The sequence below is a fragment of the Paenibacillus sp. FSL M7-0896 genome (assembly GCF_037975415.1).
Taxonomy (GTDB): domain Bacteria; phylum Bacillota; class Bacilli; order Paenibacillales; family Paenibacillaceae; genus Paenibacillus_AQ; species Paenibacillus_AQ silagei.
In genome coordinates, this window is the sequence record NZ_CP150250.1 from 6,518,135 (window position 1) to 6,531,050 (window position 12,916).

The 12,916-nt window shown below is 47.5% G+C and carries 21 protein-coding genes; 2 read left to right on the top strand and 19 right to left on the bottom strand.

Annotated features, from left to right (window positions below; all coding sequences use genetic code 11):
- Positions 1-5 precede the first annotated feature (5 nt).
- The 4 genes from MKY12_RS28150 to MKY12_RS28165 all read right to left on the bottom strand — a co-directional run bounded on the left by MKY12_RS28150 (position 6) and on the right by MKY12_RS28165 (position 2,717).
- Positions 6-1,451, bottom strand: a complete 1,446-nt coding sequence (locus MKY12_RS28150) for a phage tail sheath family protein (protein WP_339311753.1) — start codon at positions 1,449-1,451, stop codon at positions 6-8.
- A 3-nt stretch (positions 1,452-1,454) separates the two neighbouring features.
- Positions 1,455-1,727: a hypothetical protein gene (locus MKY12_RS28155; RefSeq protein WP_036721808.1), complete on the bottom strand. Its 273-nt coding sequence runs from the start codon at positions 1,725-1,727 to the stop codon at positions 1,455-1,457.
- Entirely contained in the window at positions 1,724-2,146 is a 423-nt protein-coding gene (locus tag MKY12_RS28160; RefSeq protein WP_051477758.1) for a hypothetical protein, read from the bottom strand. Before MKY12_RS28160 ends, MKY12_RS28155 begins: the two co-directional genes overlap by 4 nt.
- Before the next feature lie 97 nt (positions 2,147-2,243).
- Positions 2,244-2,717, bottom strand: a complete 474-nt coding sequence (locus MKY12_RS28165) for a sigma factor-like helix-turn-helix DNA-binding protein (RefSeq protein WP_036721921.1) — start codon at positions 2,715-2,717, stop codon at positions 2,244-2,246.
- A gap of 250 nt (positions 2,718-2,967) precedes the next feature.
- Here MKY12_RS28165 and MKY12_RS28170 point away from each other — a divergent pair, with 250 nt between their 5' ends.
- Both MKY12_RS28170 and MKY12_RS28175 read left to right on the top strand, forming a co-directional pair.
- Positions 2,968-3,360 (top strand): helix-turn-helix transcriptional regulator, encoded by a 393-nt coding sequence (locus MKY12_RS28170; RefSeq protein ID WP_339311756.1) that lies wholly within the window; start codon positions 2,968-2,970, stop codon positions 3,358-3,360.
- Between the two features lie 86 nt (positions 3,361-3,446).
- Positions 3,447-4,340, top strand: coding sequence for an ImmA/IrrE family metallo-endopeptidase (locus tag MKY12_RS28175; RefSeq protein WP_339311758.1), 894 nt, complete (start codon positions 3,447-3,449; stop codon positions 4,338-4,340).
- A 67-nt stretch (positions 4,341-4,407) separates the two neighbouring features.
- On the opposite strand, the gene rpsI is transcribed toward MKY12_RS28175, so the two are convergent.
- From rpsI to rpmD, 15 genes are all read right to left on the bottom strand, one after another.
- Entirely contained in the window at positions 4,408-4,800 is a 393-nt protein-coding gene (gene rpsI, locus MKY12_RS28180; RefSeq protein ID WP_036692433.1) for a 30S ribosomal protein S9, read from the bottom strand.
- Between the two features lie 20 nt (positions 4,801-4,820).
- The gene (gene rplM / locus MKY12_RS28185; RefSeq protein ID WP_036721811.1) at positions 4,821-5,258 is read right to left on the bottom strand and encodes a 50S ribosomal protein L13; all 438 of its coding nucleotides are present in this window, start codon (positions 5,256-5,258) and stop codon (positions 4,821-4,823) included.
- Between the two features lie 232 nt (positions 5,259-5,490).
- Positions 5,491-6,270 carry a tRNA pseudouridine(38-40) synthase TruA gene (truA, locus tag MKY12_RS28190; RefSeq protein ID WP_036721814.1) on the bottom strand — a complete coding sequence of 260 codons (780 nt, stop codon included), beginning with the start codon at positions 6,268-6,270 and terminating at the stop codon, positions 5,491-5,493.
- A 179-nt stretch (positions 6,271-6,449) separates the two neighbouring features.
- Complete coding sequence (rplQ, locus tag MKY12_RS28195) at positions 6,450-6,815, bottom strand: 50S ribosomal protein L17 (RefSeq protein WP_019908254.1); 366 nt, start codon at positions 6,813-6,815, stop codon at positions 6,450-6,452.
- Positions 6,816-6,857: 42 nt separating this feature from the next.
- A complete protein-coding gene (locus MKY12_RS28200; protein ID WP_036692422.1) occupies positions 6,858-7,802 on the bottom strand; it encodes a DNA-directed RNA polymerase subunit alpha in 945 nt (314 codons plus the stop codon).
- 131 nt (positions 7,803-7,933) lie between these two features.
- Positions 7,934-8,329, bottom strand: a complete 396-nt coding sequence (gene rpsK / locus MKY12_RS28205; RefSeq protein WP_020427052.1) for a 30S ribosomal protein S11 — start codon at positions 8,327-8,329, stop codon at positions 7,934-7,936.
- 19 nt (positions 8,330-8,348) lie between these two features.
- Positions 8,349-8,717 carry a 30S ribosomal protein S13 gene (gene rpsM, locus MKY12_RS28210; RefSeq protein ID WP_036721817.1) on the bottom strand — a complete coding sequence of 123 codons (369 nt, stop codon included), beginning with the start codon at positions 8,715-8,717 and terminating at the stop codon, positions 8,349-8,351.
- A 19-nt stretch (positions 8,718-8,736) separates the two neighbouring features.
- Complete coding sequence (gene rpmJ / locus MKY12_RS28215; RefSeq protein ID WP_003322638.1) at positions 8,737-8,850, bottom strand: 50S ribosomal protein L36; 114 nt, start codon at positions 8,848-8,850, stop codon at positions 8,737-8,739.
- A 53-nt stretch (positions 8,851-8,903) separates the two neighbouring features.
- The gene (gene infA / locus MKY12_RS28220) at positions 8,904-9,119 is read right to left on the bottom strand and encodes a translation initiation factor IF-1 (RefSeq protein ID WP_018753971.1); all 216 of its coding nucleotides are present in this window, start codon (positions 9,117-9,119) and stop codon (positions 8,904-8,906) included.
- 2 nt (positions 9,120-9,121) lie between these two features.
- Complete coding sequence (locus MKY12_RS28225; protein WP_036721819.1) at positions 9,122-9,430, bottom strand: KOW domain-containing RNA-binding protein; 309 nt, start codon at positions 9,428-9,430, stop codon at positions 9,122-9,124.
- A gap of 11 nt (positions 9,431-9,441) precedes the next feature.
- On the bottom strand, positions 9,442-10,194 hold the full coding sequence (map, locus tag MKY12_RS28230; RefSeq protein WP_036721822.1) for a type I methionyl aminopeptidase: 753 nt from the start codon (positions 10,192-10,194) through the stop codon (positions 9,442-9,444).
- Positions 10,195-10,198: 4 nt separating this feature from the next.
- Positions 10,199-10,843, bottom strand: coding sequence for an adenylate kinase (locus tag MKY12_RS28235; RefSeq protein WP_036721823.1), 645 nt, complete (start codon positions 10,841-10,843; stop codon positions 10,199-10,201).
- 98 nt (positions 10,844-10,941) lie between these two features.
- The gene (secY, locus tag MKY12_RS28240; RefSeq protein WP_036721825.1) at positions 10,942-12,240 is read right to left on the bottom strand and encodes a preprotein translocase subunit SecY; all 1,299 of its coding nucleotides are present in this window, start codon (positions 12,238-12,240) and stop codon (positions 10,942-10,944) included.
- The gene (gene rplO / locus MKY12_RS28245) at positions 12,240-12,680 is read right to left on the bottom strand and encodes a 50S ribosomal protein L15 (protein ID WP_036692409.1); all 441 of its coding nucleotides are present in this window, start codon (positions 12,678-12,680) and stop codon (positions 12,240-12,242) included. Before rplO ends, secY begins: the two co-directional genes overlap by 1 nt.
- A 41-nt stretch (positions 12,681-12,721) precedes the next feature.
- Positions 12,722-12,907 (bottom strand): 50S ribosomal protein L30, encoded by a 186-nt coding sequence (gene rpmD / locus MKY12_RS28250; protein WP_019908243.1) that lies wholly within the window; start codon positions 12,905-12,907, stop codon positions 12,722-12,724.
- Between the last annotated feature and the right edge of the window lie 9 nt (positions 12,908-12,916).

Genomic DNA, 12,916 nt, shown 5'->3' on the forward strand with positions numbered 1-12,916 from the left:
TCCTTCTACGCTACCAGCGCAGCCAAGTATGTTGTGTCGTATTCAAGCAGGAAGGAAATCTCCTGTGCCGGTCCAGGCGGCGTAAGATGCAGATGGAATGTAATTTTACCGGCCATCAGATCTGTCACCGGATTCTCGGATTCATTGAATTCTACCCGACCGCCCAGCAGAGCCCCCGATGCTGTCAGGCCGTTCAGCCAGATATTGACTGAATCCGTAACCGCAGCTACCAGCCGTTTGTTCATCGGGTCATCCACCTTCTGCATATAGGTCAGAATGAGACTGTTTCCGATCCAGTTGAACATCCGGCGGACCGGAATAAAGCTATCTTTAGGATCGGTTACACCCGGATAAGCAGCGGTGTTGTTCCCCCAGCTCTTCCAGCCGCTTGTTCCCAAATTAAGTGCTGTTACAATGCCTGCACTATTCAGGAAGCTGGCCTGGTCAATTCCGAGGAATTGGCTTGTCCCATCAGATTGTGTAGTACCATCCGCTTGCAGAGGCTTATTTGAAGGCGATACAAAAGGGATACCGCCATTATCGGCATCCGCCGCAGCAATAAGGCCGGCAAGCTGAGTGGAGAAATGATATTTTTTATCCCCAAGCGTCAGCATCGGATAGGTGGCAATTTGCAGAGCACCCGTGTAGCTATTGTTAGCTTTCCAAGTACCGGCATCTGTATATGATCGGGATGGATCAATATCCGTCAGGGCAATCGCTTTGAAATTCCCGTTAATATTTCCGGCCTTCGCCTTCATCACTGCGGCAACCGCAGGCAAATGCGACCAGCCCGGGGCCAGCAGCAGATCCGGAAGGATCCCGAAACGCGGGTAAGCCTGATGAACCAGTTCAAAACCAGTGTATTCACCCGAAGCGGTTACACCTCCAATGATATCCTCAGCTTCTACAGCACCGGGATTCAGTTTGTCATATCCCACAGATAGCTGATCTGCACTTGCTGCAATGGCTCCAGAAGACTTCGTTGTAATCAATACATGACCATTCTCATCAAAAGCAGCTGTGTAATCCGTACCGGACACATAAGTGGAAGTGCCATCTGAAGATTTAACAACCAGCGTTGACAGCAGCACGCCTTCGGTCTGCACGGTTGCCAGCCGGTTACTGACTGCCACCGTTTCAGGAGCAACCGTTGTCTTATGGATAGCCGGGTCAAGCACATTGACCAGGATCATTGGAGCTCTCTCGTACAAGGCAAAATGAGAATATACTAACTCACTCAGCGTGTATTTTGACCAGTCTTCACTATATCCTAGAGCCGCAACGGCTTCCGCGTAGTTATTCACAAGCACGGGAGTATTAACGGGTACAGCCTTCGTCGCCAGATGGAGCGGAGCCGTACCTACTGCAAAAGGAATACCGCTTGTTGCTTTTGCCGGAGCCAGAACCGAAGTTGATTGTTCAATAATGCTTACACCATGTTTAAATGCCATTGATTAGTTCCCCTTCCCTAGAAGCCTTTGATAGACTGTATATTCAGCGGTACCCGCTTGAAGGATGCGCTCCTGCACTTCCGTCATTTCATCAACAGGTACAATCAGTTCTGCCACATCCGGCTGTTCAGCCATTAACGGCGTTAAATAAGATGGAATACCTGAACGGAATACGGTGGATTGCAGCAGTTGACCGCCACGCAGGTTAGGCCCCAGATAAATCCGGATCGTCTCCCGCTGGGTTTGTTTCTGGTCTTCATTTTCAATAGAATTCACAATACTACCTCCTGTCGAATTTGGGGCAATGCCCAGGTTGTTGTAAGTTCGCCCCTCCAGACTGCTGAAGGGTGCTCTTCGTCAAGCTTCCATGTCCAACTGGCCTCCAAACTGAATTTCTGTTCAAGAACTCTCTGGCGCAATAGCAGGATACGTACCCGCTCCATCAGATTAAGCAGCTCAACCAGGCCTGTGTCATCTTCAGAATAAGTACCAAATTGAAGCTTCATTTGAATTTGCCCTTGGCCAGAATCTCCTTCACCCTCAGCAGGCCGAATCATAATTACCGGATATACCGGATTTACGCTTGTATTCGGTGAAAGATATCCAAGCTGCACTGGGGGCACGGGCTGCGTATCATCAGCCAACTCCTTTTGCAGAAACTTTTGAATGGCCAAAATTAATAATGTGATGGTCACTGTCGCCCTCCTTATTTACGTTAGTTAACCTCCCTTCTATTTATTAGGGGCTTTCACTAGACAAACCCATTTAATTATTTATAATAAGCTCACTTTGTTAGATAAGGGACCTATACTCCTCCATTACGGAGCTGATCTTTTTTTGTGCCCGCTGGATGTACTCACTTACACTGCCTGCCGAAATCATGAGCATTCCAGCAATAGCAACATGCGAGAATCCTTCACCGTTAGCCAGCATATAGCACTCCCGCTCCCTTCTGCTTAACAGCCCCAATACATATTCCAATTGAAAACATTGATCCTCAGTGAGTCCTTCAGAAGGAACCGCATTGAACCCGGCGGTAAAGTTCTGCATGCGAACCGGCTCTAACAGAATTTCCCGCTCATATCCCGCACGCCGTTCAATCCCCCGCTTGTTCCCCGGCCGCCGGCCGCTGCTCAGCCACTCAATCACATACTTGCAGTCACTGACCATTCCGGCGATTACCTTCTTATCATCCGCATCTGCATTTCTGTATAATTGCTCTACACTCTTTAAAGAAATTTGATATTCCGGAAGCAGTTTTTGCACACAATTCGAATCCAGAAGTTCCAAATCCTCCTGCTCTATACACCACATGTTTATTCCCCCTTATCGAAAATAATTTTAAATATACTCAATTTCGTATTTTTAAATCATATTATGCTCAATTCCGCATTGTGTCAAGCCTTATATCCGAAATAATACGAAAATGCATATTTACATTTGAATTCAAACCTTTTACAATAAACTTAAGAATACGAAGTAGCGTATACACTGATGATTTTGAGGAGGACTGCGTGTGCAACGGGCTGAAGTCTTAAAGCGATTAATCGAGGAAACCGGCCTGAACACCAAGGCTTTTTCAGAAAAGGCAGGAATTCCTTATACTACGCTGAGGTCCATTCTAATGCGGGGTGTCGGAGGAGCTTCTGTTGATAATGTTCTTAAGGTTTGCCGTGCTTTAGGTATCACTACCGAAGAACTGGATCGTCTGGCCAATGGAGGCGCAGAAGACACTTCGTCATTATCTGAGCTGTCTGAGTTTGAAGCTTTTTTAAACAATCCGGAGCATGGGCTATTTTTCAAGGATTATCTGGATGCACCGGATGAGCGCAAGCGGGAAATGTTAACCTTCTGGCAATTTATCAAAGACCAAGAAAAGAAAAAAGCCGATTCTTCAGACACCAATTAAAAAGTAGAACAAATCGTGGTTTCAGCCAACGGGCTGATTCCGCATATCCAAATATGCGAACATACATTCTATTTTGGAGGTTTATTATGTTTATTCATTATACAAAAACACATTTGGAACATTTCGTGGAGGACCTCTACATAACACATTCGATTCTGCAACCAGAGGACATCACGATTCCTAAGCTTTCAGAGGAGTTAGATGTGCTTGTTAATTATGCGCCGATGACAAGCCGTGCCTATGAGTCCTCATTAGGTGTACGTTATATACTTCTGGATAATCGGGATTCTCCTATGAAGCAGCGGTTTGATTTTCTGCATGAGCTATGCCACATCCTGAGACACGCTGGCAATCAGACGGTAATGCCTGTCCCCTTCATCAAAGCTCAGGAGGAGGATGCCGAGAAATTCGTTCTTTATGCCACTATGCCCTTTTTTATGCTCCAAACCTACAGTTTATCCGATGAATATTCTATTGCAGTTCAGCAGATTTCAGAGCTCTTTGGTGTACCCATAGATATGGCCAAAATCCGGTTTGATCAAATCTTACGTCGGGAGTATGAAGGAGAAATGTGGCCTAAGAAGAGAAAAGAGCATCCGTATGCCTTTTATCAAGCTGAAGAGGAATGGTGCCAAGCTTCGGATCAGCCAGCAGTCTTTGCCTATTATGATCCTCACAGCACTTTGGATGGCCCCGATCAGCTTATTGTCTGTCTTGATCAACACACGTTATCTACACGAACTGAATGGAGGATTCCTTTAGAGGAGAGGTTTCACGAAATTGAGCTGGATGCCCTGAGGAATTTCGAACTTGCGCCAGCCGCAAGGGGAGATCTGATCTGCTTCGATGGACAGCTTACCTTACAGCTTCACCAGCTTGTACACCGGTATGGTTCATCCAAACGAAACTTTGTACTCCAAATGAGAGATGTTGAACAGATCTTTGAAGCGGATCAGAGTACGGTGCGAAGATTTTTGTGAGGGGTAACAAAAACAAAGCTCCCGGCCAATAGGCCAGGAGCTTCTTTTCCTTGAGAACAAGGGATTCTTAACGTTTCGAGAACTGTGGAGCGCGACGAGCAGCTTTGAGGCCGTATTTCTTACGTTCCTTCATACGTGGGTCACGTGTCAGGAAGCCGGCTTTCTTCAGCGTACCGCGATATTCAGGGTCTACTTTGAGCAATGCACGGGAAATCCCGTGACGGATTGCGCCAGCTTGACCGGAAATGCCGCCACCATGTGCAAGTACGATTACATCGTAGCTGCCCAGAGTTTCAGTCAGGTTCAAAGGTTGTCTTACGATCATTTTCAGTGTTTCAACACCGAAATATTCGTCCATCTCACGTTTGTTAATGACAATGCGTCCTTCACCCGGTACAAGGCGAACACGTGCTACCGAATGTTTACGACGACCTGTCCCATAGTATTGTACTTGTGCCATGAAACTGTCCTCCTTTATTCTTATCCGCGAAGTTCGTAAACTTCAGGTTTTTGTGCTGCATGTGGATGTTCAGCGCCTGCATATACTTTGAGTCTCAGCTTCATGTGATTACCTTGACGAGTCTTAGGAATCATGCCATGAACTGCGAATTCAATCATACGCTCAGGTTTGGTCTTGAGCAGTTCTTCCGCAACGGTAACTTTCAAGCCACCTGGGTGCATCGAGTGACGGTAGTATTTCTTGTTTTGCATTTTCTTACCTGTGAGGTGAATCTTCTCAGCGTTGATAACAATTACGAAATCACCAGTATCAACGTGTGGAGTGAATTGCGGTTTGTGTTTGCCGCGGATCAGGGCAGCGGCTTCGCTTGCCAAACGGCCAAGTGTTTTGCCTTCGGCATCAATGATGTGCCAATTGCGTTCAACTTCGTTCGGCTTCGCCATGTAGGTGGTACGCATGAATGTTTCCTCCTTGTTCTCGTACGAAAATCATCTGTTTCGTATATCTTGTTTCGCGATTGAATTACAATTTAGTGAGTAAAAAAACTTATTTGTTGGCATTTCCTTGATCGGGGCTGTGGGATAGCCATCAAGAAAACACAACTTTTATATTACAGTATAAACATGACAAGCGCAAGCGATTTTTAAACAATCAGTACTTATTTTCATAAAAAAATATAGTATCGGCCGTTTAGTCGTCTATCTCGTCATATTCCACACTCCAGAGTGCTAGCCCCTTAGACACAGCCGTAGGTCCAGCCGCTGCACGATCACAAGCCGCAAGAATGACAGGCATTCTATCTGCGCTGATTTTACCTTGCCCCACCTGCATCAGCGTGCCCATTATAATGCGTACCATATGCTGCAAAAAGCCACTGCCTGTAATATAGGTATGGATCACTCCCTGGTCAGGAGAGCCCGGGCGGCACATGCTGCGGTCTACTTCAAGATAAGCCTCATAAATGGTCCGCACATGCGAAGTCTTGGTAGACTTCCTGGACGCAAACGAGGTGTAATCATGGGTACCCAGCAGCGCGCTTAGCCCCAGCTCCATCGCAGGAACGTTCAGCTTCATCGGATGATGATGCTGCCAGCGCCGCTGGAACGGATCCGGGAACCGGTTGCCGTTAATCGTGTAGCGGTAGGTTTTACGCTTCGCCCCTCTACGGGAGTGAAACGAAAGCGGAACCTCAGCAGCCTCAGTAACCACGATATCCTGCGGCAGCCTGGCATTCAGCGCCAGACACCAGCGCTCCAGCGGAATCTGTGAGGAGGTTATGAAGTTAAAAGGTTGGCCATAAGCATGCACCCCTGCATCAGTCCGTCCTGAGCCCGTGATTTTGAGCGTCTCACCGGTCAGATGCTGAATAGCATGCTCCAGCTTGTCCTGAATCGTATTGCCCTGAGGCTGGGTCTGAAAGCCATCATAGTGGGTACCGTCATAATTGACTTTCATCAATAGATTGCGCATTTCATTCTCCTGTTGGTCCATATACTTAATTTATTCTCAAAAAAAAGAGCCCCGGCGGGAGCTCCTTCTACTCTATACAAGGTGATTCCCGCGGTTATTTGCACGGCAGGGTACTATGCCCTGCAGTACAATAACGTTAAATACGTAAAGCGTACATCCGGAAATCATGGCTTGTGAAACTACGCGCGGTCTACCAGTTCAAGATAAACCATAGGCGCAGCATCGCCACGGCGAGGTCCCAGCTTCAGGATACGAGTGTATCCGCCTGGACGCTCTGTGTAACGTGGAGCAATGTCAGAGAACAATTTTTGGATTGCATCTTGTTCACCATCTACAGTCTCACGACGAACAAATGCAGCTACTTGACGGCGAGCATGAAGATCGCCCTTTTTCGCTTTAGTGATCAGTTTCTCAGCGATGGAACGAACTTCCTTCGCTTTGGCTTCTGTTGTCTGAATACGTTCGTATAGGAACAGATCCGTTACCATATCGCGGAACAAAGCTTTACGCGCGCTGGAATCACGGCCCAATTTTTGGTATGCCATTTGTTTTCCCTCCTTCACTCAAGTCTCAAGAACTCCGGGGTCCTATTCTTCTGTACGAAGTCCCAAACCAAGTTCCTCAAGCTTCTCTTGAACCTCTTCCAAAGATTTGCGGCCCAGGTTACGAACCTTCATCATATCTTCTTCTGTTTTCGTAGTCAGCTCTTGCACGGTATTAATACCGGCACGTTTGAGGCAGTTGTAGGAACGGACAGAAAGATCAAGCTCCTCGATCGTCATCTCAAGTACTTTTTCTTTTTTGTCTTCTTCTTTTTCAACCATAATTTCGGCGTCTTTCGCTTCATCCGTAAGACCTACGAACAGAACGAGGTGCTCGTTCAAAATTTTGGCTCCAAGGCTAACGGCTTCTTCCGGTCGGATACTGCCATCTGTCCAAATTTCCAGCGTCAACTTGTCGTAGTTAGTCACTTGACCAACACGGGTATTATCAATACCGTAATTCACACGTGAAATAGGAGTGTAGATAGAGTCAACTGGAATTACACCAATTGGCTGATCGTCGCGTTTGTTCCGGTCCGCTTGGACGTAGCCGCGACCACGGCCTGCAAAAATGCGCATGTGCAGTCTCGCGCCAGGTCCCAGCGTTGCAATATGAAGATCCGGGTTCAGGATCTCAACATCGCTGTCCGCACGGATATCACCCGCGGTAACGATGCCTTCTCCTTCAGCATCAATCTCGAACACTTTCTCTTCATCCGAATGAATCTTCAGAGACAGAGCTTTAAGGTTCAGGATGATTTCCGTCACATCTTCCATTACGCCGGGAACGGTCGAGAACTCATGCAGAACGCCGTCAATTTGGACCGAAGTCACTGCGGCTCCCGGAAGGGAGGAAAGCAGGATCCGGCGAAGCGAGTTCCCCAGAGTCGTGCCATATCCACGTTCCAGCGGTTCAACTACGAATTTCCCATAGGTCCCATCATCATTGGCTTCTACGGTCTCAATCTTCGGCTTTTCGATTTCTATCACGAGTGTACCCCTCCTTCAAACGTCGCTCCTATATGAAACAGTCACCCCATCAGGTGTATCATGTAGTATGCCTAAACACCTATTATTAGCAGATGCGTCAGAATTATACCACAATCACAATTCTGATTGTACTAAACGCGGCGACGCTTCGGCGGACGGCATCCATTGTGAGGAACTGGAGTAACGTCTTTAATGAGGTTTACTTCAAGACCAGCGGCCTGAAGGGAACGGATGGCTGCTTCGCGGCCCGCGCCCGGTCCTTTAACCATAACTTCAACGGACTTCATGCCGTGTTCCATAGCTGCCTTAGCAGCTGTTTCGGCTGCCATTTGCGCTGCAAATGGAGTCGATTTACGGGAACCTTTGAATCCTTGACCGCCGGAGCTTGCCCAGGAAATTGCATTTCCGTGGGGATCCGTGATCGTAACGATAGTGTTATTGAACGTGGAACGGATATGTGCCACGCCAGACTCGATATTTTTCCGGTCGCGACGTTTCGTACGTACGACTTTTTTCGGTTTAGCCATTGTCTCTTATCACCTCTTCTTATTTCTTTTTGTTTGCTACAGTACGACGCGGGCCTTTACGGGTACGAGCATTGGTTTTGGTACGTTGACCGCGAACAGGCAATCCACGACGGTGACGAACACCGCGGTAACAGCCGATCTCAGTAAGACGCTTAATATTCAAGGAAATTTCACGACGAAGGTCACCTTCAACCTTAACCTCTTTGTCGATCGTTTCACGCAGTTTGCTGACTTCATCTTCCGTCAAATCACGGACACGTGTGTTAACGTCAATGCCTGTTTCATTAAGAATTTTCTGGGAAGTCGTTTTACCGATTCCGAAAATATAAGTCAAGGCGATCTCAACGCGCTTATCACGTGGCAAATCCACTCCAGCTATACGAGCCATTTTACGCTACACCCCCTTCTTAACCTTGTTTTTGTTTGTGTTTCGGATTTTCGCAAATTACCATAACAGTCCCTTTGCGGCGGATGACTTTGCATTTTTCGCAAATGGGCTTTACAGAAGGTCTTACCTTCATGTTAATTACCTCCTCAAAGTTTTGCGAAGCAAAACTTTTGTTGTAGTTCCCATCTATTTACGGTAAGTTATACGGCCTTTTGATAAATCATAAGGCGATAACTGCACGACCACTTTGTCTCCGGTTAGGATACGGATAAAGTGCATCCGCAATTTCCCGGACACATGGGCAAGTATTTGATGACCGTTCTCAAGCTCAACCTTAAAAGTTGCGTTAGGCAACGGCTCAATAACCGTTCCTTCTACCTCAATGACGTCTTCCTTAGCCACAGTTAGTCTCCTTTCTCATTAGCACTTTTTCCAGCGGGCTGGCCATACTTCATCACTGCAAACCGCAGCTTTCCGTTGGTGACCCGGCCGGTTTCTTCCAAACTGTCTACAATCTCACTGCTGATGAAGGGTATGAGCTCCAAATGCTGAATATTCTTCTTCTTTGGGCTGTCAAACTTACGTTTGTCCCCATCAGCAATATATACAAATCTGCTATCCACAACTGCGATAACAACGGCAGCCTCTCCGGCATCCTTGCCTTTGAGAATTCTCACGATTTGACCAACCTGCGGGCTGCTCCCAGTATTCACGTGAAGATCACCTACGCATTCAGTTTTGTGAAAATTTCCATGCCGTCCGGTGTAACTGCTACTGTATGCTCGAAGTGAGCGCACAGTGAACCGTCTACCGTAACGACCGTCCAGTTATCATCCAGCGTTCTGACATAACGTTCTCCAGCGTTAACCATCGGCTCAATGGCGAGTACCATACCCGGCTTCAGACGTGGTCCGCGGTCCGCTATGCCATAGTTCGGAATTTGCGGTTCTTCATGCAGTTCTGCCCCAATGCCATGACCAACATACTCGCGGACAACGGAGAATCCGGCGTCTTCAATGTATGACTGAATGGCATGGGAGATTGTAAACAAGCGCACATCCGGTTTGACTAACGCCAGTCCAGCGTACAGGGAGCCTTCCGTGACGTCCAGCAGACGCTGAGCCTCTTCGGAAATGCTGCCCACCCCGTATGTCCAGGCGGAATCACCGTGATAACCACGGTACTCTGCACCGATATCCAGCGTAACGATGTCGCCTTCTACCAGTTTGCGTTTCCCTGGAAATCCGTGCACCAATTGTTCGTTGACTGAAGCGCAAATGCTGGCAGGAAAACCGTTGTAGCCTTTGAAAGACGGCACAGCACCCTGACTGCGAATGTACCCATCGGCGATTCTGTCGAGCTCACCGGTAGTAATGCCTGGCTGGATAGCTTCAGCAATAAGACGGTGACTCTCGGCAACAATTCGACCAGCTTCCCTCATAAAGACAAGTTCCTGTTCGGATTTGCAAATGATCATTACATTAACCCCGCAGCATAGATACGATTTCAGAAGAAACGACATTGATTTCGTTTTCTCCGTTGACCTGACGCACAAGACCTTTATCGTCATAAAATGCAAGCAGCGGCGCTGTCTTGTTATCGTACTCATCCAGACGCTTGCCTACACTTTCTTCGTTGTCATCCGGACGCTGATACAATTCTCCGCCATCAATGTCGCAGACGCCTTCTTGCTTCGGCGGGTTAAAAATTAAATGGTAGGATGTTCCGCATACTGAGCAGATCCGGCGTCCGGTAAGACGCGCCATCAGCAGTCCGCGGTCCACATTCAAGTTGACAACGTGATCCAGTGAAGTTCCAAGCCGGCTGAGGATTTCTCCCAGCGCTTCCGCTTGCGAAAGGGTTCTTGGAAAGCCATCCAATAAAAAACCTTTTTCGCAATCGGACTGCTGCAGCCGTTCTTCGACGATTCCAATAGTCACATCATCAGGTACAAGCAACCCTTGATCAATATAAGATTTGGCCTTAAGTCCAACCGGTGTGCCTTGCTTAATAGCCAAGCGGAATGCATCACCAGTCGAAATATGAGGAATACCCAACTCTTTTACAACAACAGCGGCTTGTGTTCCCTTGCCTGCCCCAGGAGGGCCCATGAATAATATGTTCACGATTCTCTTCTCCCCCCGAAAGTTCGCCACCAAGCAAGAAACAGCACAATAGGTACCGGGAAGTTTAAAGCCTTAGGTACTTCTCCGGAACCTATCGCCTATTTATTGATGAAGCCTTTGTAATGGCGTTTGATCAATTGGCTCTCGATCTGCTTCATGGTATCCAGCGCAACACCAATTACAATCAGCAGTGCCGTACCACCAATCTGCACTTGCTTCGGTAACCCGGACAACGATCCAAATAATACTGGCAGTACAGAGATTAATGACAGGAAGAGCGCACCGGACATGGTCAGACGCGACATAACTCTAGTCAGATATTTCTCAGTAGCCTTACCTGGACGTATACCTGGAATGTATCCGCCATTCTTTTTCATATTGTCAGCCATTTGCTGCGGGTTCATCTGGACAAACGTATAGAAGAACGTGAATCCGATGATCATGACTACATACAGCAGCATGCCGAGCGGCTTGGTATGATCCAGATTGGCCGAGACCCATTTAGCCCAAGCGTGGGTGGACCAGAAGCTCGATAAAACGACCGGGAATTGAAGCAGTGAAACGGCGAAGATAACAGGAATTACACCAGCCGCATTAATTTTAAGCGGAATGTGCGTATTCTGTCCACCGTACATTTTGTTACCGACTACGCGCTTGGCATATTGTACAGGGATTTTACGGATACCTTGTTGAACAAAGATCACCCCGACAATAATCGCAACAACCACGATCAGTACAATAACGACTTTAAGAATATTCAGGAACATCTGACCCGGCTGAATGAAGCTTGATTGCGCCGTAGTGGTGATATATCCCGGAAAGGCGGCGACGATTCCCGCAAAAATCAGGATCGAAATCCCGTTTCCTATACCCTTTTCAGTGATCTGCTCACCTAACCACATCAAGAACGATGTACCCGCCGTCAATATGATCGCAATAAGCAGGTAATCCGCAAAGGTTGCATTTGGAATCATCTCAGTGCCATAAATCCGGTTAAACCCGATAGATGTGGCAAACGCTTGGATCAAACCTAGCACTACTGTGCCGTAACGCGTAATTTGCGCCAGTTGCTTTTTCCCGTGTTCCCCTTGCTTAGCCCATTCGGCAAACTTAGGGACAACATCCATCGAAAGCAATTGAACGATGATGGATGCTGTGATATACGGGTAAATGCTGATCGCAAAAATCGAGAAGTTTTTGAGCGCTCCGCCCGAGAAGGTGTTCAAAAGACCCATCAAAGCGTCTCCGCCCTGATTTGTTGATTCCAGTACTTCTTTGTTCACACCGGGAACCGGTACAAACGAACCGATGCGGTAAATGATCAGAACGAACAGGGTAAACAGGATCTTTTTGCGCAAATCTTCAACATGCCATATATTCTTAAGCGTCTTGAACATTAGATCACCTCGGTTTTACCGCCGGCAGCTTCGATTTTCTCTACCGCAGATTGAGAGAACTTATTTGCTTTGACAGTCAATTTAACAGCCAGTTCACCATTGCCGAGAATCTTGATGCCGCTCTTAGTGTTGCTGACAACACCAGTTTCAAGCAAAAGCTCAGGAGTTACTTCTGTTCCTTCTGCAAAGCTATTCAGATCTTCCAGGTTCACAATCGCGTACTCTTTACGGGTAGGATTGACGAAACCACGTTTAGGCAGACGACGATAGAGTGGGTTTTGTCCACCCTCGAAGCCTGGACGTACACCACCGCCGGAACGGGAGTTTTGACCTTTGTGTCCACGGCCCGAAGTTTTACCGTTACCGCTACTTGGTCCACGACCAACGCGGTTGCGTTCTTTCCGTGATCCAGGAGCTGGAGCAAGTTCATGTAACTTCATCGTTTGCACCTCCTTATGTTTGTTAATTTATGCGAGGCTTATTAGCCTTCAATTTCAGTAACGGACAGCAAGTGGCTCACTTTGTTGATCATCCCGCGAATTGCAGGAGTGTCGTTGTGAACCACGGACGAGTTGGTTTTGCGCAGGCCGAGCGTCTTAACAGTAACACGTTGTGTTTCTGGACGTCCAATTACACTGCGTACGAGGGTAATTTGCAATTTAGCCATTGACGTTCC

Bases quoted from the DNA above. Each gene is read 5' to 3' on its own strand.
- MKY12_RS28150 (WP_339311753.1), bottom strand. From the start codon at position 1,451: ATGGCATTTAAACATGGTGTAAGCATTATTGAACAATCAACTTCGGTT.
- MKY12_RS28175 (WP_339311758.1), top strand. From the start codon at position 3,447: ATGTTTATTCATTATACAAAAACACATTTGGAACATTTCGTGGAGGAC.
- rpsI (WP_036692433.1), bottom strand. From the start codon at position 4,800: ATGGCACAAGTACAATACTATGGGACAGGTCGTCGTAAACATTCGGTA.
- rplM (WP_036721811.1), bottom strand. From the start codon at position 5,258: ATGCGTACCACCTACATGGCGAAGCCGAACGAAGTTGAACGCAATTGG.
- truA (WP_036721814.1), bottom strand. From the start codon at position 6,270: ATGCGCAATCTATTGATGAAAGTCAATTATGACGGTACCCACTATGAT.
- rplQ (WP_019908254.1), bottom strand. From the start codon at position 6,815: ATGGCATACCAAAAATTGGGCCGTGATTCCAGCGCGCGTAAAGCTTTG.
- rpsK (WP_020427052.1), bottom strand. From the start codon at position 8,329: ATGGCTAAACCGAAAAAAGTCGTACGTACGAAACGTCGCGACCGGAAA.
- rpsM (WP_036721817.1), bottom strand. From the start codon at position 8,717: ATGGCTCGTATAGCTGGAGTGGATTTGCCACGTGATAAGCGCGTTGAG.
- rpmJ (WP_003322638.1), bottom strand. From the start codon at position 8,850: ATGAAGGTAAGACCTTCTGTAAAGCCCATTTGCGAAAAATGCAAAGTC.
- map (WP_036721822.1), bottom strand. From the start codon at position 10,194: ATGATCATTTGCAAATCCGAACAGGAACTTGTCTTTATGAGGGAAGCT.
- secY (WP_036721825.1), bottom strand. From the start codon at position 12,240: ATGTTCAAGACGCTTAAGAATATATGGCATGTTGAAGATTTGCGCAAA.
- rplO (WP_036692409.1), bottom strand. From the start codon at position 12,680: ATGAAGTTACATGAACTTGCTCCAGCTCCTGGATCACGGAAAGAACGC.
- rpmD (WP_019908243.1), bottom strand. From the start codon at position 12,907: ATGGCTAAATTGCAAATTACCCTCGTACGCAGTGTAATTGGACGTCCA.